The 23,527-nt window shown below is 64.8% G+C and carries 22 protein-coding genes; 4 read left to right on the plus strand and 18 right to left on the minus strand.

The genetic code is table 11. The annotated features are described in order from the left end of the window. Window positions 1-233 precede the first annotated feature (233 nt). The 18 genes from IFT60_RS11330 to rpsB form a co-directional block, all read right to left on the minus strand. Window positions 234-821 carry a DUF6151 family protein gene (locus tag IFT60_RS11330; RefSeq protein ID WP_192052086.1) on the minus strand — a complete coding sequence of 196 codons (588 nt, stop codon included), beginning with the start codon at window positions 819-821 and terminating at the stop codon, window positions 234-236. A gap of 45 nt (window positions 822-866) precedes the next feature. Further along, window positions 867-2,072 carry an EAL domain-containing response regulator gene (locus IFT60_RS11335; RefSeq protein WP_192052087.1) on the minus strand — a complete coding sequence of 402 codons (1,206 nt, stop codon included), beginning with the start codon at window positions 2,070-2,072 and terminating at the stop codon, window positions 867-869. 65 nt (window positions 2,073-2,137) lie between these two features. After that, window positions 2,138-2,920 carry a TrmH family RNA methyltransferase gene (locus tag IFT60_RS11340; RefSeq protein ID WP_192052088.1) on the minus strand — a complete coding sequence of 261 codons (783 nt, stop codon included), beginning with the start codon at window positions 2,918-2,920 and terminating at the stop codon, window positions 2,138-2,140. After that, on the minus strand, window positions 2,917-3,588 hold the full coding sequence (rnhB, locus tag IFT60_RS11345) for a ribonuclease HII (protein ID WP_192052089.1): 672 nt from the start codon (window positions 3,586-3,588) through the stop codon (window positions 2,917-2,919). Before rnhB ends, IFT60_RS11340 begins: the two co-directional genes overlap by 4 nt. A 135-nt stretch (window positions 3,589-3,723) precedes the next feature. After that, window positions 3,724-4,887, minus strand: a complete 1,164-nt coding sequence (lpxB, locus tag IFT60_RS11350; RefSeq protein ID WP_192052090.1) for a lipid-A-disaccharide synthase — start codon at window positions 4,885-4,887, stop codon at window positions 3,724-3,726. Further along, window positions 4,871-5,659, minus strand: coding sequence for an acyl-ACP--UDP-N-acetylglucosamine O-acyltransferase (gene lpxA / locus IFT60_RS11355; RefSeq protein WP_192052091.1), 789 nt, complete (start codon window positions 5,657-5,659; stop codon window positions 4,871-4,873). Before lpxA ends, lpxB begins: the two co-directional genes overlap by 17 nt. Next, on the minus strand, window positions 5,659-6,141 hold the full coding sequence (fabZ, locus tag IFT60_RS11360; protein ID WP_192052092.1) for a 3-hydroxyacyl-ACP dehydratase FabZ: 483 nt from the start codon (window positions 6,139-6,141) through the stop codon (window positions 5,659-5,661). The genes lpxA and fabZ overlap by 1 nt, the downstream gene beginning before the upstream one ends. Next, window positions 6,138-7,211, minus strand: a complete 1,074-nt coding sequence (gene lpxD / locus IFT60_RS11365; protein ID WP_229510816.1) for a UDP-3-O-(3-hydroxymyristoyl)glucosamine N-acyltransferase — start codon at window positions 7,209-7,211, stop codon at window positions 6,138-6,140. Before lpxD ends, fabZ begins: the two co-directional genes overlap by 4 nt. A gap of 1 nt (window position 7,212) precedes the next feature. Beyond that, on the minus strand, window positions 7,213-7,743 hold the full coding sequence (locus tag IFT60_RS11370) for an OmpH/Skp family outer membrane protein (protein ID WP_192052093.1): 531 nt from the start codon (window positions 7,741-7,743) through the stop codon (window positions 7,213-7,215). 41 nt (window positions 7,744-7,784) lie between these two features. Continuing rightward, on the minus strand, window positions 7,785-10,142 hold the full coding sequence (gene bamA, locus IFT60_RS11375; RefSeq protein ID WP_192052094.1) for an outer membrane protein assembly factor BamA: 2,358 nt from the start codon (window positions 10,140-10,142) through the stop codon (window positions 7,785-7,787). A gap of 65 nt (window positions 10,143-10,207) precedes the next feature. Continuing rightward, complete coding sequence (gene rseP, locus IFT60_RS11380) at window positions 10,208-11,545, minus strand: RIP metalloprotease RseP (protein ID WP_192052095.1); 1,338 nt, start codon at window positions 11,543-11,545, stop codon at window positions 10,208-10,210. A gap of 2 nt (window positions 11,546-11,547) precedes the next feature. Then, window positions 11,548-12,726 (minus strand): 1-deoxy-D-xylulose-5-phosphate reductoisomerase, encoded by a 1,179-nt coding sequence (ispC, locus tag IFT60_RS11385; protein ID WP_192052096.1) that lies wholly within the window; start codon window positions 12,724-12,726, stop codon window positions 11,548-11,550. Between the two features lie 25 nt (window positions 12,727-12,751). Beyond that, the gene (locus IFT60_RS11390; RefSeq protein WP_192052097.1) at window positions 12,752-13,585 is read right to left on the minus strand and encodes a phosphatidate cytidylyltransferase; all 834 of its coding nucleotides are present in this window, start codon (window positions 13,583-13,585) and stop codon (window positions 12,752-12,754) included. Further along, a complete protein-coding gene (gene uppS / locus IFT60_RS11395) occupies window positions 13,585-14,337 on the minus strand; it encodes a polyprenyl diphosphate synthase (RefSeq protein ID WP_192052098.1) in 753 nt (250 codons plus the stop codon). The genes IFT60_RS11390 and uppS overlap by 1 nt, the downstream gene beginning before the upstream one ends. Before the next feature lie 208 nt (window positions 14,338-14,545). Continuing rightward, on the minus strand, window positions 14,546-15,106 hold the full coding sequence (frr, locus tag IFT60_RS11400) for a ribosome recycling factor (RefSeq protein WP_192052099.1): 561 nt from the start codon (window positions 15,104-15,106) through the stop codon (window positions 14,546-14,548). A gap of 35 nt (window positions 15,107-15,141) precedes the next feature. Next, the gene (pyrH, locus tag IFT60_RS11405; protein ID WP_192052100.1) at window positions 15,142-15,858 is read right to left on the minus strand and encodes a UMP kinase; all 717 of its coding nucleotides are present in this window, start codon (window positions 15,856-15,858) and stop codon (window positions 15,142-15,144) included. Between the two features lie 307 nt (window positions 15,859-16,165). After that, the gene (gene tsf, locus IFT60_RS11410) at window positions 16,166-17,074 is read right to left on the minus strand and encodes a translation elongation factor Ts (RefSeq protein WP_192052101.1); all 909 of its coding nucleotides are present in this window, start codon (window positions 17,072-17,074) and stop codon (window positions 16,166-16,168) included. A gap of 153 nt (window positions 17,075-17,227) precedes the next feature. Further along, complete coding sequence (gene rpsB / locus IFT60_RS11415; protein WP_192052102.1) at window positions 17,228-17,977, minus strand: 30S ribosomal protein S2; 750 nt, start codon at window positions 17,975-17,977, stop codon at window positions 17,228-17,230. A 368-nt stretch (window positions 17,978-18,345) separates the two neighbouring features. Here rpsB and map point away from each other — a divergent pair, with 368 nt between their 5' ends. From map to IFT60_RS11435, 4 genes are all read left to right on the plus strand, one after another. Next, entirely contained in the window at window positions 18,346-19,185 is an 840-nt protein-coding gene (gene map / locus IFT60_RS11420; protein ID WP_192052103.1) for a type I methionyl aminopeptidase, read from the plus strand. Between the two features lie 8 nt (window positions 19,186-19,193). Beyond that, complete coding sequence (locus IFT60_RS11425; RefSeq protein WP_192052104.1) at window positions 19,194-21,770, plus strand: [protein-PII] uridylyltransferase; 2,577 nt, start codon at window positions 19,194-19,196, stop codon at window positions 21,768-21,770. A 46-nt stretch (window positions 21,771-21,816) separates the two neighbouring features. Next, window positions 21,817-22,563: a pseudouridine synthase gene (locus IFT60_RS11430; RefSeq protein ID WP_192052105.1), complete on the plus strand. Its 747-nt coding sequence runs from the start codon at window positions 21,817-21,819 to the stop codon at window positions 22,561-22,563. A 111-nt stretch (window positions 22,564-22,674) separates the two neighbouring features. Further along, on the plus strand, window positions 22,675-23,523 hold the full coding sequence (locus tag IFT60_RS11435; protein ID WP_192052106.1) for a phosphate/phosphite/phosphonate ABC transporter substrate-binding protein: 849 nt from the start codon (window positions 22,675-22,677) through the stop codon (window positions 23,521-23,523). Window positions 23,524-23,527: the final 4 nt, after the last annotated feature.

Here is a 23,527-nt window from a genome sequence, read left to right on the forward strand (position 1 = left end):
TGATTCCTCGGGTTAAAGTGAGCAATAAGCTCAGAAAGCATAATACAAGGGTGGGCTTCGCCCACGCGGTGATACGCGACGGTGGCATCATCGTGCGGGTAATCGGAGCCTTTAATGATCCCAACTAGATCATCGGGCGCGACATCGGAGCCTGCAGCGATCACGCGTGGAGTCATGAGTCCGGGGGACTCAATGACGCGTCCACCCTACATTAACGCAATGCCGGACCTACCTCAGGGCGTGACGGCGGCGCGCTCTTCTCGCGTCAGCACGCGCACCGTGCGCACCGGCGCGCCGTTGGCGTCAAAGAAGGGATTGTCGCGGTAGCCGCCGTCGAGCCGCGCCTTGATTAGCATGGTGCCGATCTTCGCCACCGCAACCAGCGTCGCGACCGGCGTCGTCTTCGTCGGCCCATGCGCCGAGCCGGTATTGGCGGTGATGTGCGAGCGCCCAAGCTGGCGGTCTAGCTCTTCCGGCGAAGCCGCGAAGCAGGTGCGCACCAGGCCGACGTAGGATGCTTTCGGATTACGCGGCGTGTTGCCGACCGGCGTATCGCAGCAGGACGCATACCAGCGGTAGATGCCCTTCGGGCTGAGCGACATGCAGGCCAGGTGTTCGAGGCCGCCCGTCAAACGCACGGCCGCCGGCAGCGCCGCCTCGACCTCGGTGCCGCCGGATGCATCGAGCACCCGGTCCTCGGCCTTCAGGAAGCGCGCAAAGGCCTGGCAATCCTTGCAATAGCAGATCGCCCGCGCTTTTACACGCGTTGCATCGACTTCGCCCTGCAGCTTGCCGCAACGGCAGCGCAACTGAATTCCCATCGTTCCTCCGTGAAGTTCGATACAAAAAGCAGCAGCTACGACAGTTCAGAAAAAATGGCGCCAGTCTTCCAGCCAGCCGGGGAAGGCGGACGCCTCCATCGGATTGGCGATGTGATAGCCCTGCGCATAGGTGCAGCCCAGCCCCTGCAGGAAGTCCCAGTCCTGGCGCGTCTCCACGCCGACGGCCACCGACATCCGGTCCAGGCTGTGCGCCAGGCTGAGGCAGGAGCGCAGCACGGTGCCGAGCGGGCGCCGTTTCGAGGCGCCATCGACGAAGCTGCGGTCGATCTTCAGCTCCGTGAACGGAATGCGCGCCAGCAGCTGCAGGTTCGAGCGGCCGGTGCCGTAGTCGTCGATGGCGAGGCCGAAGCCCATCATGCGCAGGCGCACCAGGCGTTCGATGAAGTTCGGGTCGGTATTCAGCACCGAGGATTCCGGCATCTCGAAGGTGATGTAGTCGGGCAGCAGCGCGTGGCGGCCGAGGCAGGCGCCGATCTGGCGCAGGAAAGCCGGGTGCGCCAGCGTCTCGGGCGCCAGGTTGATCGAAATCGAGATCGGCGTGCCCTGGTCGTGCAGCCAGCGGCAGCGTTCGACCGACAGCTCGATCATGCTCCAGTCGAGGAAATCGATGCGGTTGTTCTGCTCGAGCGCGTCGATGAAGGCGGACGGGCCGAGGGTGCCGTGTTCCGGATGGCGCCAGCGCGCAAAGGCTTCCAGGCCCTTGACCTGGCCGGTGGCCAGTTCGATCTTGGGCTGGAAGAAGGGTTCGAACTGGCGCTGTTGCAGGCCGCTGCCGATTTCGGCGAAGGTGAAGCGCGGCGTGTCGTCGACCGTTGGCGGCACTGGGGCCGGCGCGTAGTTGTCGATCAGCGGTTTGAGCTTGGCGGCGGTGACCGGCTTGGAGATCGACCCGAGCAGGTCGATGCCGTAGACCTGGGCCAGGGTCTCGACCGAGAACAGCAGGTTGGCCGGCTGGGCGCCGGTGACGATCAGGCTGACGCCGGCGTCCATGGTGGCCAGGTTGCGGATCAGTTCCAGCCCGTCCATGCCGGGCAGCGCCAGGTCGACGATGGCGATGTGCACGCGCGGCGTGAAGCCGGCCTGGAAGGTGCGCAGCGCCATGTGCCCGTCGGGCACGTCGGTGACGCGGCTGGCGCCGAGACGCCCCAGCATCTCGACCAGCGCGGCGCGCTGCGCGCCGTCGCCTTCGGCTACCAGAAAATGCAAGTGCGGCAAGTGCGCGATGTCCATCTCTGCTCCACGAATTATTAGCCGGAGCTTACCCTACCGGCGGCCCTACCGTCCATGTCGATCGACTAAGCGCGCTGGCGCAGCTGTTCGAAGAAGCAGATGGCGGCGGCGGCGGCTACGTTCAGCGACTCGACCTGGCCCGCGTGCGGGATCACCACCTGGTGGGTGGCGCGCGCCATCAGGTCATCCGCCACGCCCTGCCCTTCGTGGCCGAGCAGCCAGGCCACCGGACCGCGCAGGTCGACGTCATACAGCTTCTGTTCGGCATAGCCGCTCATCGCCAGCACGGCGATGCCCGAGTTGTCGATCAGGGCGCCGAGGTCGACGTTCTCGAAAATCTCGAGCACGAAGTGCGCGCCCATCGCCGCGCGCAGCACCTTGGGCGACCAGCAAAAGGCGGTGCCGGCGCTGCAGAACACTTGCGTGATGCCGGCGGCGCCGGCGCTCCTCAGGATCGAGCCGACGTTGCCCGGGTCCTGCACGCCGTCGAGCAGCACGGCCGACACCGTGAGCGCCGGCGGCTGGACCGGGGCCGGCGTTTCGACCAGGAACAGCAGGTTGACGCCATGCTCGACCTGGCTGACGGCGCCGAACAGCGCATCCGGCAAGGCGGTCACGTGGGCGCGCAGGCTTTCGCAGCGGGCGACGATGTCGGCCACTTCCGGATTATGCAGGGCGCCTTCGGACACCACGCAATGCGCCGGGGCGCCGCGCAGGTCCAGCCAGGACTGGCACAGGTGCACGCCGTCGAGCAGCGTGCGCCCGGCCTTGCGCCGCGCCTGCGAACTGGCGGCGAGCGCCTTGAGGTCTTTATAAAACGGATTGTCGCGCGAGGTGACCGACTTCATGCGAGGGCCACGCTTTCTTCGACAGGAGCGGCGAACAGGTCGACCTGCAGCAGGTTGCGCACCGGGGCGAACGAGCGGCGGTGCACGGGAGACGGGCCGTGCAGGCGCAGGCGCTCCAGGTGCAGCGCGGTCGAATAGCCCTTGTGCTGGTCGAAGCAGTATTCCGGATACTGCGCGTGCAGGCGCACAAGTTCGGCGTCGCGCGCGGTCTTGGCCAGGATCGAGGCGGCCGAAATCGCGTGGCACTTGTCGTCGCCCTCGATCACGGCATGGGCGCGGATGTCCATCGGCGGGCAGCGATTGCCGTCGATCAGGGCGATGGTCGGCAGCATCGAGAGCGCTTCCACGGCGCGGCGCATGGCCAGCATGGTGGCGTGCAGGATGTTGAGGGTGTCGATTTCCTCGCACGAGGCTTCGCAAATCGCCCAGGCCAGCGCGTATTCGCGGATCTGCGGCGCCAGCTCGTCGCGACGTGCCTCGGTCAGCTTCTTGGAATCGCGCAGCCCCTCGATCGGCCGCTTGGGGTCGAGGATGACGGCGGCGGCGAACACCGGCCCCGCCAGCGGGCCGCGGCCGGCCTCGTCGACGCCGCAGACGATGTCGAGGTCGGTGAAGGGGCGCAGGCGCGGCGGCAGGCCGGGGTAAAAGTTGACGCGTTTTTTGCTCATGGTGCCTGTGTTTTTGATTCGGTGGTCAAGGGATGCGATTCGATCGGGATGCGTTCGTAACGCGGGCATGCCCGCCCTACGGTGAACATCAGTCCGTGACTGCGATGTACCGTAGGGCGGGCATGCCCGCCGATTTTAACGGATGATCCGCAATACGGCTTCGGCACTCACCGCGGCGCTGTCGCGCAGGAGGCTATGATGCATCTCCGTGAAGCGCACTGCAAGCCGGTCGCGTCCCGCGGCGTCATTCAGTTGTTTCCACACCGCATCGGTCAGGGTGTCCGGGGTCACCGCGTGCTGCAGCAGCTCCGGCACCAGGAATTCGCGCGCCAGGATGTTGGGCAGGCCGATCCAAGGCTGGTAACCCATGTGGCGCATGATTTCCCATGACGCGCGCATGACCTTGTAGGCGATCACCATCGGCTTCTTGAACAGCGCCACTTCGAGCGTGGCCGTGCCCGAGGCCACCAGCACGGCGTCGGCGGCGGCGATCGCGGTGTGCGAATTGTCCACCAGGTGCAGGGCGATGTCCTTCAGGCCGGCCTGGGCCACGATTTCGCTGAAATAGGCGCGCTGCTTCGCGCCCGCCATCGGCACGACGAAATGCAGGCCGGGATCGCGTTTTGCAAGCAGGCCGGCGGCGCGCACGAAGGGCTCGGCCAGGTATTTCAGTTCGCCCATGCGGCTGCCGGGCATGACCGTCACCACGCGCGCATCCGGCGCCAGGCCGAGCGCCGCGCGGGCCGCCGCCACGTCCGGCACCAGCGGAATGGTTTCCGCCAGCGGATGGCCGATATAGGTCACCGGCACGCCGGCATCCTGGTAGATTTTTTCCTCGAACGGGAAGATCACCAGCATGTGCGACACCGCGCGCTGGATCTTCTTGATGCGCCCGCCGCGCCAGGCCCAGATTTGCGGGCCGACGAAGTGCACGGTCGGGATGCCGGCGGCGCGCAGCTGTTCTTCGAGGCCGAGGTTGAAGCCGGGGTAGTCGGCGCCGATGAAGGCGGCCGGCCGTTCTTCCAGCAAGCGATCCCGCAGGCGATTCTGGATGCCCTTGATTTCGCGATAGCGCGGAATGATCTCGAACAGGCCGCGCACGGTCAGGGTGTCGATCGGCACGTCCGACACGAGGCCCTGCTCGATCATGCGCGGCCCGCCGATGCCGTGGAACCGTGCGTGCGGCAGGTGCGGACGCAGTCCGGCCAGCAGGCGCGCAGCGAGCATGTCGCCCGAGACCTCGCCGGCGACCAGGGCCAGCGAAATCTCCCCGCCGGCTCCTTTAGCGGACGATGCCACGGGTGGCGCTGCCGAGGAAGTCGCGCATGGCGCGGATGTCCGCTGCCGCTTCCGGCATCGCCTCTTCCTCGCGTGCCAGCGCCGCCTTGGCTTCTTCCAGCGTCAGGTTCGAGCGGTAGATGTGCTTGTAGGCGGCGCGGATGCCGTCGATCTGGGCGCGCGTGAAACCGCGCCGCTTGAGGCCTTCGATGTTGACGCCGCGCGCGCCGGCCGGGTTACCCGATACCAGCACGAAGGGCGGCACGTCCTGGGTCAGGCTGGTGTACATGCCGATGAAGGCATGGGCGCCGATCTTGCAGAACTGGTGCACGCCGGCGTAGCCCGACAGGATCGCATGGTCGCCGACGATGACGTGGCCGGCCAGCTGGGCGTTGTTCGAAAAGATCGTGTGGCTGCCGACCTGGCAGTCGTGCGCCAGGTGCACGTAGGCCGAGATCCAGTTGTCGTCGCCCAGGCGCGTCACGCCCTCGTCCTGGGCGGTACCCAGGTTGAAGGTGACGAATTCGCGGATGGTGTTGCCGTCGCCGATCTCCAGGCGCGTCGGTTCGCCCTGCCATTTCTTGTCTTGCGGCGCGGCGCCGATCGACCCGAACTGGAAGAATTTGTTGTCCTTGCCGATCGTCGTGTGGCCTTCGATCACCACGTGCGGACCGACCACCGTGCCGGCGTCGATGCGTACATTCGGACCGATGATCGAGTACGGGCCGACTTCGACCGAGCTGTCCAGCTCGGCCTTCGGGTCGACGATCGCAGTGGCGTGAATCCTGGTCATTACTGCCCCGCGTTGTTCTCGTTCGCGCGGATGGTGCACATCAGTTCACCTTCCACCGCAACCTTGCCGTCGACGCTCGCCGTCGCCTTGTACTTCCAGATGCCGCGCGAGACGCGCAGGATCTCGACGTCCATCACCAGCTGGTCGCCAGGGCCGACCGGGCGCTTGAAACGCGCGTTGTCGATGCCGACGAAATACACGACCGAGTTCTCGTCCGGCTTTACATCCATCGTCATGAACGACAGGATGGCGGCGCTCTGCGCCATCGCTTCGATCATCAGCACGCCCGGCATCACCGGCTGGTGCGGGAAGTGGCCGTTGAAGAATTCTTCGTTGACGGTCACGTTCTTGATGGCGGTGATACGCTTGCCCACTTCGACGTCGAGCACGCGGTCGACCAGCAGCAGCGGATAGCGGTGCGGCAGGTATTCCTTGATCTCGGTGATGTTCAGGGTGCGCTTTGGGGTCGTCGTTTCGGTCATTTCGGTTCCGTAATCGTTTTAATTGTTTTTTCCAATGCGCGGATCTTGTCGCGCATGGTGTTCAGGTTGCGCACGATCGCGGCCGACTTCTCCCATTCGGCGTTTTTCGCGAGCGGATAGAAACCCGTGTACTGCCCGGGTTCGAGCACCGAGCGCGAGACCATGCTGCCCGACGAGATGTGCACGTTGTCGGCGATCTCGAGGTGGCCCAGCACCATCGCCGCGCCCCCGAAGGTACAGCGGCTGCCGATCTTCGCGCTGCCGGCGACGCCGACGCAGCCGGCCATCGCCGTGTGCTTGCCGATGTGGCAGTTGTGGCCGATCTGGATCTGGTTGTCCAGCTTGACGCCGTCTTCGATGACGGTGTCGGCCAGCGCGCCGCGGTCGATCGAGGTGTTCGAGCCGATGTCGACGTCGTCGCCGATCACCACGCGCCCGGTCTGCGGGATCTTGATGTAGACGCCGGCCTCGTTGGCGAAGCCGAAGCCGTCGCCGCCGATCACAGCGCCCGAGTGCACGATGCCGCGCGCGCCGATGATGCAGCCGCGGTGGAAGGTGACGTTGGCGAAGAAGTGCGTGCCCTCGCCTACCACGGCGCCCTTGCCGACGAAGCAGCCATGGTCGATGACGGCGCCGGCCTTGACGATGGCCCCGGCCTCGATCGTGACGTGCGGGCCGACGTGGGCCGATGCGTCGATCTCGGCCGACGGGTCGACCACGGCGCTCGGGTGGATGCCGGGCGCCGGCGGCGCTTCTTCGAGCGCCACGAAATACTGCGCGGCGCGGGCGAAATAGGCGTAGGGATTGGTCGTGACGATGCGCGCGCCGCCATAGGTGGCGGCGACCGACGGGTCGTCCAGCGGCGACAGGATCAGCGCCGCGGCCTCGCTTTGCGCGGCCAGCGCGCGCAGCTTGCTGTTGCTGAGGAAGCTGATCTGGGCCGGGCCGGCGCTGTCGAGCGGTGCAATCGATGCCACCACCAGGTCGGGGTCACCCGTCAGCTGGCCGCCGAAGCGCTCGACCAGGTCGCCGAGGCGTACGCCCGGCCGTGTGTGTTCGCGATGTTCCAAGTTACTTGTCCAGCAGTTTCAGGATCCTGTCGGTGATGTCGATGCGCGGGCTCGACCATGCGGCTTCCTGCAAGACGGCGTCGAGCTTTTCCTGCTCGGCGATCTGTTCGATCAGTTTATACGCCTTGGTGGCGATCGCCGCGCGCTCTTCGCTCTTGCGCTGCATGAGGTCTTCGGTGAACTCGCGGTTCATGCGCTGCACGTCTTTTTCCATGTCGAACAGTTCGCGCGCACGGCGGGTGCGCTCGACGTCGGTCAGGCGCGGCGCATCGGCGTCGAACTTCTCGCTCATCTGCTTGAACTTGGCGACCATCTCTTCGTTCGTCTTCTGGCGCTTCGAAAATTCGGCCTGGATCTTGGCGTCGGCCGCCTTGGCCATTTTTGATTCCGTCATCAGGCGCTCGGTGGTCACGAAGCCGATGCGGCTAGGCGCCGTCTGCGCCGCGACGAGCGGCGCGGCGATGCACAGGGCTGCCAGCACCAGCACGTGGGGGACCATGCGTGGCAGGGAGGCTATCGGATTTTTCAACATAGTTCTCCGCGGTGAATAAGGTAAAGCAGCCGGGCGCCGGATCAGAAGCCCGTGCCCATCTGGAACTGGAAGCGCTCGAGCTGGTCGCCCGGTTTCGCATTCAGGGGCTTAGCATAACTCAAGCGCAGCGGACCGACCGGCGAAATCCAGGACAGGCCGATACCGGCCGAGTAGCGCAGCTCGCCCAGGAAGATCTTCGACTTTTCCTGGTACACCTGGCCGCCGTCGGCGAAGGTGAACCAGCGCAGGCTGCGGTCCTTGGTATTGCCCGGGAACGGGAACTGCAGCTCGACGCTGCCGAGCACGCGCTTGGAGCCGCCGATGGCGTCGCCATAGACCGGGTCGACCACGCCCAGGGTCGAACTCTCGTAGCCGCGCACCGAACCGATGCCGCCGGCATAGAAGTTCTTGAAGACCGGGTAGGCGTTGCCGCCGATGCCCTTGCCGTAATCGAATTCGCCGCGCAGGGCCAGCGTCATCCACGAGGTCACCGGACGATACCACTGGTGCTCGTAGACCACGCGGAAGTACTTGGCGTCGCCGATCGCGTCGATCTCGAAGTTGGCGCGCTGGTAGCGGCCGATGCTCGGCGTGAGCGCGCTGTCGCGGCTGTCGCGGCCCCAGGCCACGGTCAGCGGGATCGAAATGCTCTTGCCGGTACCGATACCGAAGGTGTCCGGATTGCTCGCGTCGTTCGGTCCGCCGTTCTGGGCGACGAAGTTACGGTACAGGGCCGGACTGGTGGCATCGGTCTCGAGCAGCGTGCGCTCCAGGCCGGCGCCGAAGTAGACGGTGTCGGTCTCGGAGAACGGCACGCCGAAGGTCATGTTGCCGCCGGTCTGGCGCACCGTGTACGAACCGATGTTTTCCAGCGGCGGACGGGTCGTGCGCAGGTAGAGCTGGAAGGCGCGCGAAATGCCGTCGTCGGTGAAGTACGGATTGGTGTTCGAGAACGCGATCGTCTTGCTGTATTTCGAGGTATTCAGGTCGATGCCGACGGTCTGGCCGCTACCGGCGAAGTTGGCCTGCTGGACCGATGCCGTGAAGGTGAACTTCTCGGCCTGCGAGAACGAGCCGCCGATCATGAAGTTACCGGTCGGCTTTTCCTCGACGCTCAGGTTGATGTCGACCTGGTCGCTGGTGCCCGGCGACTCCGGGGTATCGACCTTGACTTCCTTGAAGTAGCCGAGGCGGTCGACGCGGTCGCGCGAGAGCTTGACCTTGTCGGCGTCGTACCAGCTGCTTTCGAACTGGCGGAATTCGCGCCGGATCACCTCGTCGCGGGTGACGGTATTGCCCGAGATGTTCACGTGGCGCACGTAGGCGCGCTTGCCCGGATCGACGACGAAGGTGAAGGCGACTTCGCGCTTTTCGCGGTCGATCTGCGGGTCGGCATTGACGTTGGCAAAGGCGTAGCCGAACTGGCCGAGGCGCGCGGCGATGCGCTTGTTCGAGGCTTCCTGCAGGGCGCCCGAATAGGTTTTGCCCGGCTGCAGCAGGATCAGCTGGCGCAGTTCGTCCTCGCGGCCGAAGGTTTCGCCTTCCAGCTTGACGCCCGAGACGGTGTATTTCTCGCCTTCGGTGATGTTGATGGTGAGGTAGATGTCCTTCTTGTCCGGCGTGATCGCGACTTGCGTCGATTCGACGGTCGCTTCCAGGTAGCCGCGGTCCAGGTAGAACGACTTGATCGCTTCCAGGTCGCCGGTCAGCTTGGTCTTCGAGTACTGGTCGGCCTTCGAATACCAGGTCAGCCAACCCGAGGTGGACAGCTGGAATACTTCGCGCAATTCCTTGTCCGAGAAAGCCTTGTTGCCGACGATGTTGATCTGGCGAATGCGCGCCATGTCGCCTTCGTCGACGTTAAACATGACGTTGACGCGGTTACGTTCGATCGGCGTGATGGTGGTCGTGATCTTCACGCCGTACAGGCCGTGCGACAGGTACTGGCGCTTGAGTTCCTGCTCGGCGCGGTCGACCGCGGCCTTGTCGTAGATCTTGGCCTCGCCGACGCCGATGTCGCGCAGCGCCTTGACCAGCATGTCCTTCTCGAATTCCTTGGTGCCGGTGAAATCGACGGTGTTGATGGCCGGACGTTCCTCGACCAGCACCACCAGCACGCCCTTCTCTTCTTCCAGGCGGATGTCTTTGAAGAAGCCGGTCGCGTACAGCGCCTTGATCGCGGCGACGCTCTTGTCGTCGTCGAAGGTTTCGCCCACGCGCACCGGCAGATAGCTGAACACGGTGCCGGCTTCGGTGCGCTGGATGCCTTCGATGCGGATGTCCTTGACGACGAACGGATTGACGGCAAGCGCGGGAGCGGCGCACAGCGCCAGCACGGCCGCGCCGATCAGGCTGCGGCGAATGAACGGCAGGGCAAAACGATCTGGTTGTGATTTCATTGGCTAGTCAGTCATTGGACAACGTAATATTCTTGTTTGACGGTGGCGCAGTGCCGCAGCTTCGGTTACAACCGCTGCGACAGGTCATTGAAGATGGCGAGCGCCATCAGCATGAACAGCAGGGCCACCCCTGCGCGCTGCGCGAATCCCTGGATTCGCTCGGACAGGGGACGCCCGGTCAAAACTTCCAGCGAATAATACAACAAATGCCCCCCATCCAGCACGGGGATTGGTAACAGATTCATGACACCGAGGCTCACGCTGACGACCGCGATGAAGCCCAAAAAGGTCGCCAGGCCCATGCGCGCGGTCTGTCCGGCGTAGTCCGCGATGGCGATCGGACCGGTGATGTTCTTCAGCGAAGCCTGCCCCGTGACGATCTTGCCGATCATCTTGAAGGTCAGCGCCGTCATCTCCCAGGTGCGGCGCGCGCCTTTCACGAACGCCTCGGCCGGGCCGGATTGCACCATGACCCGCTCCAGCGCCGGCGCCAGCGCGACGGCGGCCAGGCCCTGTCCTTTGGCGTCCGTCGATGGCGTCAGCGGCAGCACCAGTTCCTGGCTGCCGCGGCGTACCTGCAGCTGCAGGGTACGCCCGGGCGCGGCGCGCACCGCCTGCACGAATTCGGCCGCATGGGCGAACGGCTTGCCATCGGCGCCGAGCACGACGTCGCCCGGCAGCAAGCCGGCGCGCGCACCGGCGCCGCCCTCGACCGACTTTTCCACGACCGGCATGCCGATCCAGACATCCAGGCCCAGCGTCGACATCGGGTCGGCATCCGGCCCCGGCTCGCGCATGGCGGCGGCCGGAATCGTGGCCGCATACTGGCTGCCGTTGGCGCCGCGCACGTCGAGGTGGGCATCCTGCCGCTCCACCGCCAGGTGCGTGACCTGCCAGCGCAGGTCGGACCAGCCGGCTACAGGCTCGCCGTTGACGGCGACGATGCTGTCGCCGCCACGCAGGCCGGCGACGTAGGCCGGAGTGTTCGACGCCATCGGGCGCAGTTTGGTTCCCGGCTCTTCCAGGCCATGCATGAAGAGCGCGGCGAACAGCGCGATCGCCAGCAGCAGGTTGGCGGCCGGTCCGGCGGCGACGATGGCGATGCGCTTCCAGACGTTCTGGCGCATGAAGTCGCGCGCGCGCTCGGACTCTTCCGTCGGCGCGGTGGCCGGGTCGCGGCTGTCGAGGAACTGGACGTAACCGCCCAGCGGCAGCGCCGAGACGGCCCACTCCGTTTGATCCTTGCCGAAACGGCGCGACCAGACCACCTTGCCCATGCCGACCGAGAAGCGCAGCACCTTCACGCCGCAGGCGCGTGCGACCCAGTAGTGGCCGAGTTCATGGAAGATGATGAGCGGCCCCAACGCCAGCAGGAAGGCGACCGCGGTGTAGAGGAAGCTCATGCTCAGTTCCGGGCGATCGTGGCGACGATGCCGGAGGCGGCGGCGCGCGCACGCGCATCCTGGGCCATCACGGCGGCGATGTCGCTGGCGGCGCCATGTTCGTTCTCGTCCATCACGCGGCGTACGACGCGGTCGATGTCGCGGAAACCGATGCGCTCCTCCAGAAAGGCTTCGACCGCGATCTCGTTGGCCGCGTTCAGCAGCGCCGGGGCGGTGCCGCCGGCGCGCAGGGCGTCGAAGGCAAGCGCCAGGCAGGGGAAGCGGGCATAGTCGGGCTGGTGGAAATGCAGCGCGCTCATGCTGGTGAGGTCGAGCTGGGCCACGCCGGAAGCGATGCGCTCGGGATAGGCCAGCGCGTGCGCGATCGGCGTGCGCATGTCCGGGTTGCCGAGCTGGGCCAGCACCGAGCCGTCGACGTAGGACACCATCGAGTGGATCACGCTTTGCGGGTGAATGACCACCTCGATCTGGTCGGCCGGGGCACCAAACAGCCAGTGCGCCTCGATTACTTCCAGGCCCTTGTTCATCATTGTCGCCGAATCGACCGAGATCTTGCGACCCATCGACCAGTTCGGATGCTTGCAAGCCTCGGCCGGCGTCACGCTTTCCAGCGTCTCGACCGCGCGGTTCAGGAAGGGACCACCCGATGCGGTCAGCAGGATCTTCGCCACGCCGGCCGCTTCGGGGGCGCGCCCATAATGCGCGGGCAAGGACTGGAAGATCGCATTGTGTTCGCTGTCGATCGGCAGCAGGGTCGCCTTGTGCTCGCGCACGGCGTCCATGAACAGCTGGCCCGACATGACCAGGGCTTCCTTGTTCGCCAGCAGGATTTTCTTGCCGGTACGGGCGGCGGCCAGGGTCGGCGCCAGGCCGGCGGCGCCGACGATGGCGGCCATCACGGTGTCGGTGTCGGGACTGGCGGCGATCTCGCACAGGGCCGCTTCGCCGTACGACACGTCGACCGGCAGGCCGGCCAGCAGGCGCGTCAGTTCGGCGGCCGCTTCCGGCGTGCCGACGACGGCGCGTTGCGGACGGAACTGGCGGCATTGCACCGCCAGTTCGGCAACGCGGCTGTGCGCCGACAGCGCATACACCTGGTATTGCTCGGGATGACGCGCGAGCACGTCGAGGGTCGAGACGCCGATCGAGCCGGTGGCGCCGAGGATGGTGATGCGTTGCATGTTTAAATTCCTTACAGCGTACAGCCTACAGCCAGGCGCCGATCAGTGCCGCCAGCGGCAATACCGGGACCAGGCCGTCGACCCGGTCGAGCACGCCGCCATGGCCGGGCAACAGGTTGCTGCTGTCTTTCATGCCGGCGCGGCGCTTGAGCTGGGATTCGAAGAGGTCGCCGACGATGCTGGCGGCGACCATCAGGGCCAGCACCAGCCAGGTTGCAGCCCAGCCGAGGCTGGCCTGGACGCGGACCGGGAACGTGTTGGCAAGCTGTTCGCCGCCGAAGGCGATGACCAGCGTGGCGACCACCAGGGTGACGATGCCGCCGCCGATCGCGCCTTCCCAGGATTTACCGGGCGAGATCGTCGGTGCGATTTTACGCTTGCCGAAGGTCTTGCCGCAGACGTAGGCGAAGATGTCGGCCGACCAGACGATGGCCAGCACCGACAGCAGGTACAGCGGCGAATACGCGTACAGCGCGACGATCGCGGCGAAGCAGCCGACCAGCGACACCGCGTAGGTCAGGCTGAGCAATGTGTTGGCGACGCCGTCGAGCGGCGGCAGGCCCGTTTTCAGCGAGGGCACGAAACACAGCACCCAGACCAGCACGCTGATCACGAACCAGAAGGTCTGGGCCGCACCGCTATTGTTGAAGAAGAAGGTCCAGGCAAAGGCCGCGGTCCAGGCGGCCGCCACCACGATCGCCTTGTTCGACTTCGGGTTGAACAGGCGGAAGGTTTCCCAGACGGCGGCGCCGAAGAAGGCGGTCGCCACCACCGCGAACGCCGTGAAGTTGTTGGAATACAGGACTGGCAGCAGCACTGCCAGCAGCACAAGCGCGGTGAGGATCCGGGTTTTGAGCATCAGCTTTTTTTCGTGGCCACTTGTTCGCCGGTGCGGCCAAAACGGCGCTCGCGGCTCTGGTAAGACGCGATCGCCGCGTCCAGCGACTCGACCGAGAAATCCGGCCAGTAGGTGTCGGTAAAATACAGTTCGGAATAGGCCAGCTGCCACAGCAGGAAGTTGGAGATGCGCTCTTCCCCGCCGGTGCGGATGAACAGGTCGGGCTCGGGTGCATACGCCATCGCCAGGTGCGGCGCCAGCATCTCTTCGGTGAAGTCCGTGACACCCGGATTGCTTGCCACCATCTTGCTGGTGGCTTGCATGATGTCCCAGCGTCCACCGTAGTTGGCGCAGACCGTCACCGTCAGGCGCGTGTTGCCCGCCGTGCGGCGCTCGGCGTTGGCGATCATCTCGCGCAGCTTGGCGTCGAAGCGCGACAGGTCGCCGACGACTTTCAGGCGGATGTTATTGGCATGCATCTTCGCCACTTCGCGCTCGAGCGCGGTGACGAACAGGCGCATCAGGAGCGAGACTTCTTCTTGCGGACGGCGCCAGTTTTCCGAGGAAAAGGCAAACAGGGTCAGGTATTCGACCCCGCGCAGCACGCAGGCTTCGACCACGCCGCGCACGGCTTCCACACCCTTGACGTGCCCCGCGACGCGGGGCAGCAGGCGCTTCGTCGCCCAGCGGCCATTGCCATCCATGATGACGGCAATATGGCGCGGGACGGCCGGCACATCGGGAACTACGGTCGTGGAACTCTTAAAGATCATAAATCGATTGCCATCATGGCGTGTGCGGTAAAAACGCGAACAATGCGCGGACAATGCGCAAAGCGCAGACCCTCGCGCGATTGTGCGCGCGAATGGCCTGCATGCTGCTGCCGGTTACTTCTGCTTACGTATTGCTGGGTTGCCGGGTACGGGAAAGCGCCCTCTTCGGGCGCCCCTGGCCGGGCGCCCCTGGCCGGGCGCCCATATCTTACACGGTCAGGACTTCTTTTTCCTTCTCGGCCACCATCTTGTCGATGTCGGCGACGAACTTGTCGGTCAGCTTCTGGATTCCGTCCGACTCGCGGCGTTCGTCGTCTTCCGATGCCGTCTTGTCCTTGACCATCTTCTTGAGCTGCTCATTGGCATCGCGGCGGATGTTACGCACGGCGATCTTCGCGTCTTCCGCTTCCGACTTGACCAGCTTGACCATTTCCTTGCGGCGCTCTTCGGTCAGCGCCGGCGTCGGCACGCGCACCAGTTCGCCAAAGGTCGACGGGTTCAGGCCCAGGTCGGAATCGCGGATCGCCTTTTCGATCGTGCTCAGCATCTTCTTTTCGTAGGGCTGGACGCCGATCGTGCGCGCGTCGATCAGGGTGACGTTGGCCACGCCCGACAGCGGCGTCGGCGCACCGTAGTAGTCGACCGTGATGTGGTCGAGGATGCCGGTGTGGGCGCGGCCGGTACGCACCTTGGCCAGGTCGGCACGCAGGGTTTCGATCGACTTGTTCATGCGCTCTTGCGCATTCTTTTTTACGTCAGCTAAGGACATGCTGCTCTCCTGTCAGTCAGTGTTGCTGTTTATTGTTAAACGTGTACCAGGGTACCTTCGTCTTCGCCCATGATCACGCGCTTGAGGGCGCCGGGCTTGACGATCGAAAACACCTTGATCGGGAGTTTCTGGTCACGGCAGAGGGCGAACGCGGTGGCGTCCATCACCTGCAGCTGCTTCGAGATCGCCTCGTCGAACGAAATCGACTCGTAGCGGGTCGCGCTCGGGTCCTTCTGCGGGTCCGCAGTATAAACGCCATCGACCTTGGTTGCCTTCAGCACGATCTGGGCGCCCACTTCGGCGCCGCGCAGGGCGGCCGCGGTATCGGTGGTGAAGAAGGGGTTGCCGGTGCCGGCGGCGAAGACGACGACCTTGCCCTCTTCCAGGTATTGCAACGCTTTCGGGCGCACGTAGGGCTCGACCACCTGGTCGATGCCGATGGCCGACATCACGCGCGCGGTGATGCCGACGTGGCGCATGGCATCGGCCAGGGCCAGCGCGTTCATGACGGTGGCCAGCATGCCCATGTAGTCGGCGGTGGCGCGGTCCATGCCCTGCGCACCCGGCGCGACGCCGCGGAAGATGTTGCCGCCGCCAATCACGACCGCCAGCTCGACACCCAGCTTCGCCACTTCCGCGACGTCGGCGACCATGCGGTCGATGGTCACGCGGTTGATGCCGAACTGATCGTCGCCCATCAGCGCTTCGCCAGACAGTTTAAGGAGGACTCGTTGGTAGGCTGGTTTTGTCATGATGAAGCGCTCTCCTAAGTGTTTGGTTCGAATTCGGGTCTGGCCGCAGGCTGTGCCTGGAGCCTCATCTGCAAATGTACAGATGGCGGCGAAACTGGCGCGCACGCTCGGACGTGTGGCATCTCGCTTCGTAGGGTGGACTCCCGAGTCCACGCGGTGATACGCGACAGCGAGATCGTCGTGCACGAAAGCGGAGCCGCCAGGTATCACCGCGTGGGCGGAGCCTCTCGCGGCCCGGCCCACCCTACGCAACCCGGCACAATAAAGTGTCGGGTCAAAAAAACGGGCCTTGCGGCCCGCTTTCACATTACTGCTTGTTGGCAGCCATCTGTGCCGCAACTTCTGCTGCGAAGTCGTCGACCTTCTTCTCGATGCCCTCGCCCACGACGTACATCGTGAAGCCCTTCACCGTGGTGTTGGCGGCTTTCAGCATCTGCTCGATCGACTGCTTGTCGTTCTTGACGAAGGTCTGGTTCAGCAGCGAGACTTCCTTCAGGTACTTCTGGACCGAACCTTCGAGGCGCTTGGCCAGGATTTCCGGCGACTGCGCAGGCTTGCCGGCGGCAGCGGCCGCGTCGGCATCTTCCTGGGCCTTCAGCTGGGCGACCGAACGCTCTTTCTCGATCATTTCCGCTGGCACGCCTTCGGCCGACAGGGCGACCGGCTTCATGGCGGCGATGTGCATCGCGACATCCTTGCCGACTTGCTCGTCCGCGCCTTCGTAGTCGACCACGACGCCGATACGGGTGCCGTGCAGGTACGAGGCCAGCTTGCCGGTGGTCTCGAAACGCTGGAAGCGGCGCACGGTCATGTTCTCGCCGATCTTGCCGATCAGCGCCGAGCGCAGTTCGTCGAAGGTCTGGCCGCCGGCGTCGAGCGCCGACAGGGCTGCCACGTCGGCAGGGTTCTGCTCGGCGACCAGCTTGGCTGCCAGGTTGGCCATGGCCAGGAAGTCGTCGTTCTTGGCGACGAAGTCGGTTTCGCTGTTGATTTCGACCAGCGCGCCGACGTTGCCGGCGATGTAGGTCGCGACCACGCCTTCAGCGGTCACGCGTGCCGACGCCTTCGATGCCTTGCCGCCCAGCTTGACGCGCAGGATCTCTTCGGCACGGCCCATGTCGCCTTCGGCTTCGGTCAGTGCTTTTTTGCATTCCATCATCGGCGCATCGGTCTTCGCGCGCAGTTCGCCTACCATCGCTGCAGTAATCGCTGCCATGTTTCTCTCCTAAATGTGATTCAGAGTTGCAGGCGCCATCGGATGGCGCCCACTCGATAATTTCTTAATAATTCTGTGCTTAAAAAAAGGGGTGCGCAGCCACGGCCCAGCACCCCTTTTCAATCGCGGCAGGCGTCAAGCCGACCTTACGATTTATGCCTGCTCGGAGACTTCGACGAAGTCGTCGCCGCCAGCCTTGACCATCTCGACGACGTCGTTGGTGGCGCTGGCACGGCCTTCCAGGATCGCATCGGCGACGCCGCGTGCGTACAGGGTGATGGCCTTCGACGAGTCATCGTTGCCAGGGATCACGTGGGTGACGCCTTCTGGCGAGTGGTTGGTATCGACGATGCCGATGACCGGGATGCCCAGCTTGCCGGCTTCGGTGATGGCGCCTTTGTGGTAGCCGACGTCGACGACGAAGATTGCGTCAGGAACGCCGCCCAGGTCCTTGATGCCGCCGATCGATTTCTGCAGCTTGACCATTTCGCGCGAGAACATCAGCGCTTCTTTCTTCGACAGCTTCTCGACCGAACCGTCTTCGACTTGCGCTTCCATGTCTTTCAGGCGCTTGATCGAGGTCTTGATGGTCTTGAAGTTGGTCAGCATGCCGCCCAGCCAGCGCTGGTCGACGTAAGGAACGCCAGCGCGCGCTGCTTCAGCGGCGATGATGTCGCGCGCCTGGCGCTTGGTGCCGACCATCAGGATGGTGCCGCGGTTGGCCGAGATCTGCTTGATGGTCTTCATCGCATCCTGGTACATCGCCATGGTTTTTTCCAGGTTGATGATGTGGATCTTGTTGCGATGACCGAAGATGAACGGTGCCATCTTTGGGTTCCAGAAACGGGTCTGGTGGCCGAAGTGAATACCGGCTTCCAGCATTTCGCGCATAGTAACGGACATGTAATTCTCCAGGGTTAAATTCTTGAATATCGGCCAGTCACCCTTTGGGGCACCCTTGGCGGCCGACTTCGCGATTTTGAACAAATAAAATAGATATCTCAGTAAGCAACTGAGCAACATTGCTGAACCTCAGTTCAAGCAACCCGAGATTCTAGCGGAATTCGGGCATTATTTCAAGCGTTGCGTGCCTTTTGGCTCTGTAGCGGCGGGCATGCCCGCCCTACGGCTGCAAGATGCCGGACACCGTACGGTGGGCATGCCCACCGCTGCGGCGCATGAACATCGCAGCCGCATCCCCTGCCCCGCAACGCCCGGGCACATCCCTTATAATGCAAAGAATACTTACCGTTCGTTTGAACTGCTCATCCATGTCCATCTCCATCAAAACCCCGGAAGAAATCGAAGGCATGCGCCTGGCCGGCCGCCTCGGCGCCGAAGTGCTCGATTACATCACCCCCTTCGTCAAGGCGGGCGTCACCACCGGCGAACTCGACCGCCTGTGCCACGAATACATGACCAACGTGCAAGGCACCGTGCCGGCGCCCCTGAACTACGCGCCGCCGGGCTACCCGCCCTTCCCGAAGGCGGTCTGCACCTCGGTCAACGACGTCATCTGCCACGGCATCCCGGGCGACAAGGTGCTGAAGAACGGCGACGCTCTCAACATCGACGTCACCATCATCACCAAGGATGGTTTTCATGGCGATAACAGCCGCATGTTCCTGATCGGCGAACCGTCGATCCTGGCACGTCGCCTGGCGGAAGTGACCTATGAATGCATGTGGCTCGGCATCTCGAAAGTCAAACCCGGCGCGCACCTGGGCGATATTGGCCACGTGATCCAGCAGCACGCGGAAAAGAACGGCTACAGCGTGGTGCGCGAATTCTGCGGCCATGGCATCGGCCGCGTGTTCCACGAAGAGCCGCAGGTACTCCACTACGGCAAGCCGGGCACGCTCGACAAGCTGGAAGCGGGCATGATCTTCACGATCGAGCCGATGATCAATGCCGGCCGCCGCGAAATCAAGGAAATGCCGGACGGCTGGACCATCAAGACGCGCGACCGCAGCATGTCGGCCCAGTGGGAACACATGATCCTCGTCACCGAAACCGGCTACGAGATCCTGACCCAGTCGGCCGGCACCCCGCCGCCGCCGGCCATCGTCCTGCCTGCGCGGCCCGCCCATAAAGAAGCCGTCCAGGCATAAAGGAAGCGATGTCCGCCGCCCTCGATGACGCCCGCCCCGAACTGAAAAGCCGGCTGAAAGCCGAACGCCAGGTCCTGTTCGCGGCCTTCCACGAGGACGGCAAGCCGGAAAAACTGCTGCGCGGGCTGCGCCAGTGCGTCGACGACATCCTTGCCGAAGCCTGGGTGGCGGCACGCCTGCCGGTCAACACGGCGCTGGTCGGCGTCGGCGGCTACGGCCGCGGCGAACTCTTCCCCTATTCCGACGTCGACCTGCTGATCCTGCTGGGCGCCCGGCCCGACGCCATCACCGAGGCCAAGCTGGAAGGCCTGGTCCAGCTGCTGTGGGACCTGGGCCTGGAAATCGGGCACAGCATCCGCACGGTCGACGAATGCATGACCGAATCGGCGGCCGACATCACGGTGCAGACCAGCCTCCTGGAAGCGCGCCTGGTCACCGGCGACGCGGCGCTGTTCGAACAGCTGCAAACGCGCTACCAGGAAGCGCTCGATCCGCAAGCCTTTTTCCAGGACAAGACCGCGGAAATGCGCCTGCGCCATGCCAAGTACGAGTACACCGCCTTTGCGCTCGAGCCGAACTGCAAGGAGAGCCCCGGCGCGCTGCGCGACCTGCAGGTGATCCTGTGGGTGGCCAAGGCGGCCGGTCTCGCCAACTCCTGGGGCCAGCTCGCCGTGCGCGAACTGATCACCCAGGACGAAGCGCGCCAGCTGATGGAAAAGGAACGCGCCTTCAAGGACATCCGCGTGCGCCTGCACCTGCACACGGGCCGCCGCGAAGACCGCCTGCTGTTCGACGTGCAGACGGCGATCGCCGAATCCTTTGGCCTGGAATCGGACCCGCCCGGGCCCGGCGCCCGCCGCGCCAGCGAATACCTGATGCAGCGCTACTACTGGGCGGCGAAAACCGTGACCCAGCTGAACACGATCCTGCTGCAGAACATCGAGGCGCGCCTGTTCCCGCAGGCCACCGTCCCGGTACCGATCGACGCGTCCTTCAACAACGTCAATGGTTTCATCGACATCGTGCGCGACGATACCTTCGAGACCACGCCGTCGGCGATACTCGCCATTTTCGTCGTCATGACCGAACGCCCCGAGCTGCGCGGCATGACGGCGCGCACCACGCGCGCGCTCTGGCATGCGCGCAACCTGATCGACGAGGCCTTCCGCGCCGACCCGGGCAACCGCGCCAACTTCCTGCGCATCCTGAAGGCGCCGATCGGCCTGGTGCACGCGCTGCGCCGCATGAACGACTTCGGCGTGCTGGGGCGCTACCTGCCCAACTTCCGCAACATCGTCGGCCAGATGCAGCACGACCTGTTCCACGTCTACACCGTCGACCAGCACATCATGATGGTGGTGCGTAACCTGCGCCGCTTCACGATGGCCGAACACGCGCACGAATACCCGTTCTGCAGCCAGCTGATCGCCAACTTCCGCGACCGCTGGCTGCTGTACGTGGCGGCGCTGTTCCACGATATCGCCAAGGGGCGCGGCGGCGACCACTCCGAACTGGGCAAGATCGACGCCGAAGAATTCTGCCGCGACCATGGCATCTCGGAGCGCGACACCGAACTGGTGGTGTTCCTGGTCGAACGCCACCTGACCATGTCGCACGTCGCCCAAAAGCAGGACCTGTCCGACCCGGACGTGGTGCAGGCCTTTGCCGCGGTGATGAAGGACGAGCGCCACCTGACCGCCCTGTACCTGCTGACGGTGGCCGACATCCGCGGCACCAGTCCCAAGGTGTGGAATGCCTGGAAGGCCAAGCTGCTGGAAGATTTGTACCGCATCACGCTGCGCGTGCTCGGCGGCGAGGAGCACTCGGCCGACCGCGAACTGCGCACGCGCCAGCAGGAAGCCCTGGCGACCTTGCGCCTGTTCGGGCTGGAAGCCAATGCGCACGAGGCGCTGTGGAACCAGCTCGACGTGGTCTATTTCCTGCGCCACGACGCCTCCGACATCGCCTGGCAGACACGCTGCCTGTACGACAGGGTCGACAGCGCCAGGCCGGTAGTGAAAGCGCGCCTGGCGCCGGTCGGCGAAGGCTTGCAGGTGGCCGTCTACGTGAAGGACCAGCCCGACCTGTTCGCGCGCATCTGCAGCTATTTCGACCGCCAGAATTTTTCCATCCTGGACGCCAAGATCCACACCACCCAGGGCGGCTACGCGCTCGACAGCTTCCTCGTCACCCAGGAAAACTTCGCCCGCAACTACCGCGACATCATCAGCCTGATCGAGCACGAACTGTGCGAACTGCTGATCTCGCAAACGCCGCTGCCCGCCCCCACGCGCGGGCGCCTGTCGCGCCTGTCGCGCCACTTCCCGGTGGCGCCGAACGTGGAAGTGCGTCCCGACGAGCGCGGCCAGCATTACCTGCTCTCGATCACCGCCAACGACCGCACCGGCCTGCTATATGCGATCGCGAACGTGCTCACGCGCTACCGCATCAACCTGCATACCGCGAAAATCATGACTCTGGGCGAGCGCGTCGAGGACGTGTTCCTCGTCGACGGCCCCAACCTGAACAACCCGCGTGTGCTGGTGCAGCTGGAAAAAGAGCTGCTGGCCGCGCTGGCGATCTGAATCAGACGATCTGATACAACCTATCTCACTTAATAAGTAGTTACCAATGACCGAACCGCTCCGCCTCTCCAAACGAATGTCCGAACTGGGCCTGTGCTCGCGCCGCGAAGCCGATGAATGGATCGCGCGCGGCTGGGTGCGGGTGGACGGCAAGGTCGTCGCGGAGCTGGGCAGCAAGGTACTGCCGGACCAGCGCATCACGGTCGAGCGCCAGGCCGCGGCCGAGCAATCGAAGCGCGTCACGATCCTGATCAACAAGCCGATGGGCTACGTGTCCGGCCAGGCCGAAGACGGCTACACCCCGGCCGTCGCCCTGATCAAGCCGGAAAACCGCTGGCCGGACGATCCGGCGCCGGAACAGTTCCACCCGACCCAGCTGCGTTCGCTGGTGCCGGCCGGACGACTCGACATCGACTCGGTGGGCCTCCTGGTGCTGACCCAGGACGGGCGCATCGCCAAGCAGCTGATCGGCGAAACCACTTCGGTCGACAAGGAATACCTGGTGCGGGTCGAGTACACCAAACCGGGCAAGCTGCCCGAATCCGACCTCAAGAAACTCAACCACGGCCTCTGGATGGACGGCAAGCCGCTGCTGCCGGCCAAGGTGCGCTGGCAAAACGACGACCAGCTCAGCTTCACCCTGAAAGAAGGCAAGAAGCGCCAGATCCGCCGCATGTGCGACATGGTCGGGCTGAAAGTGGTGGGCCTCAAGCGCGTGCGCATCGGCCGCGTCAAGCTGGGCGACTTGCCGGTCGGGCAGTGGCGCTATTTGCGGGCGGACGAGCAGTTCTGACGGGCGCGGCGACTTTACAACAGGAAACAGTTGCTAAAAGGAACTTTTAGCTGAACTCTGCTATAGTTCCTTTCCCCGCGTTCGCCGAGCGCCCTCCTTCCGTTCCCCATCATGCGCAAGACCCTCCGGGCCGGCTTCGCCGCGCTCCTGGCTGTTTCGTCCGCCGGCCCCGCCGTGGCCGCCGATCATCCCGCCTATAACTTCTCGCCCGTCAACCAGTACAACCTGCAGGTATCGGCCAGCTTCTGGAACCCGATCATCCGCTACGTCTCGAACAAGAGCGGGGTGCGGCTGAACCTGAAACTCGGCCGTACCTCGGCCGACACCACCAGTTTCATCCTGGCGCGTGAAGTCGATTTCGCCTTTACCAACCACCTGTTCAGCCCGGAGCGGGCCAAGATGGGCTGGAGCGTGTTCGGGCGGCGCGACGCCGACCCGGTGCGCGCGCAGATCGTGGTGCCGGCCGACTCGCCCGTGCAGCGGCTGGAAGAACTGGCCGGCAGCACCGTCGCCTTTCCCGGTCCGGAAGCGCTGGTCGCCTACAAGGTCACGTACGCCGAGCTGCTGCGCCGTAAGATTCCGGTGACGGTGGCATTCGCCGGCAACATGGACGCCGCCTTTACCCAGCTCGCGAGCGGCCGCGCCCGGGCCGCCGGCGCCAATTCGCAACTGGTGCAGAATTATGGCGGGCGCGAGGACCAGTCCTTCCGCGTGCTGTGGAGTTCGGCGCCGTTCAATGACCTGGCGCTGATGGCCTCAAGCCGCGTGCCGGCGGCGCAGGTGCGCGCCGTGGCCGCGGCTTTCCTCGGCATGGGGCGCGATCCGGAGGGCCGCCGCATCCTCGACGCGGCGACGGCGCTGATCCACGCGCCGCAGCCGGTGGGCTTCGTCGCCGCCACGGAGGCCGACTATGCGGCCTACCGCCTCTTCTACCAGGCCGCCCCGGCCGAGCTGCGCTAGGCGG

It is taken from the genome of Massilia sp. CFBP 13721 (assembly GCF_014842025.1).
Classification (GTDB): Bacteria; Pseudomonadota; Gammaproteobacteria; order Burkholderiales; family Burkholderiaceae_D; genus Telluria.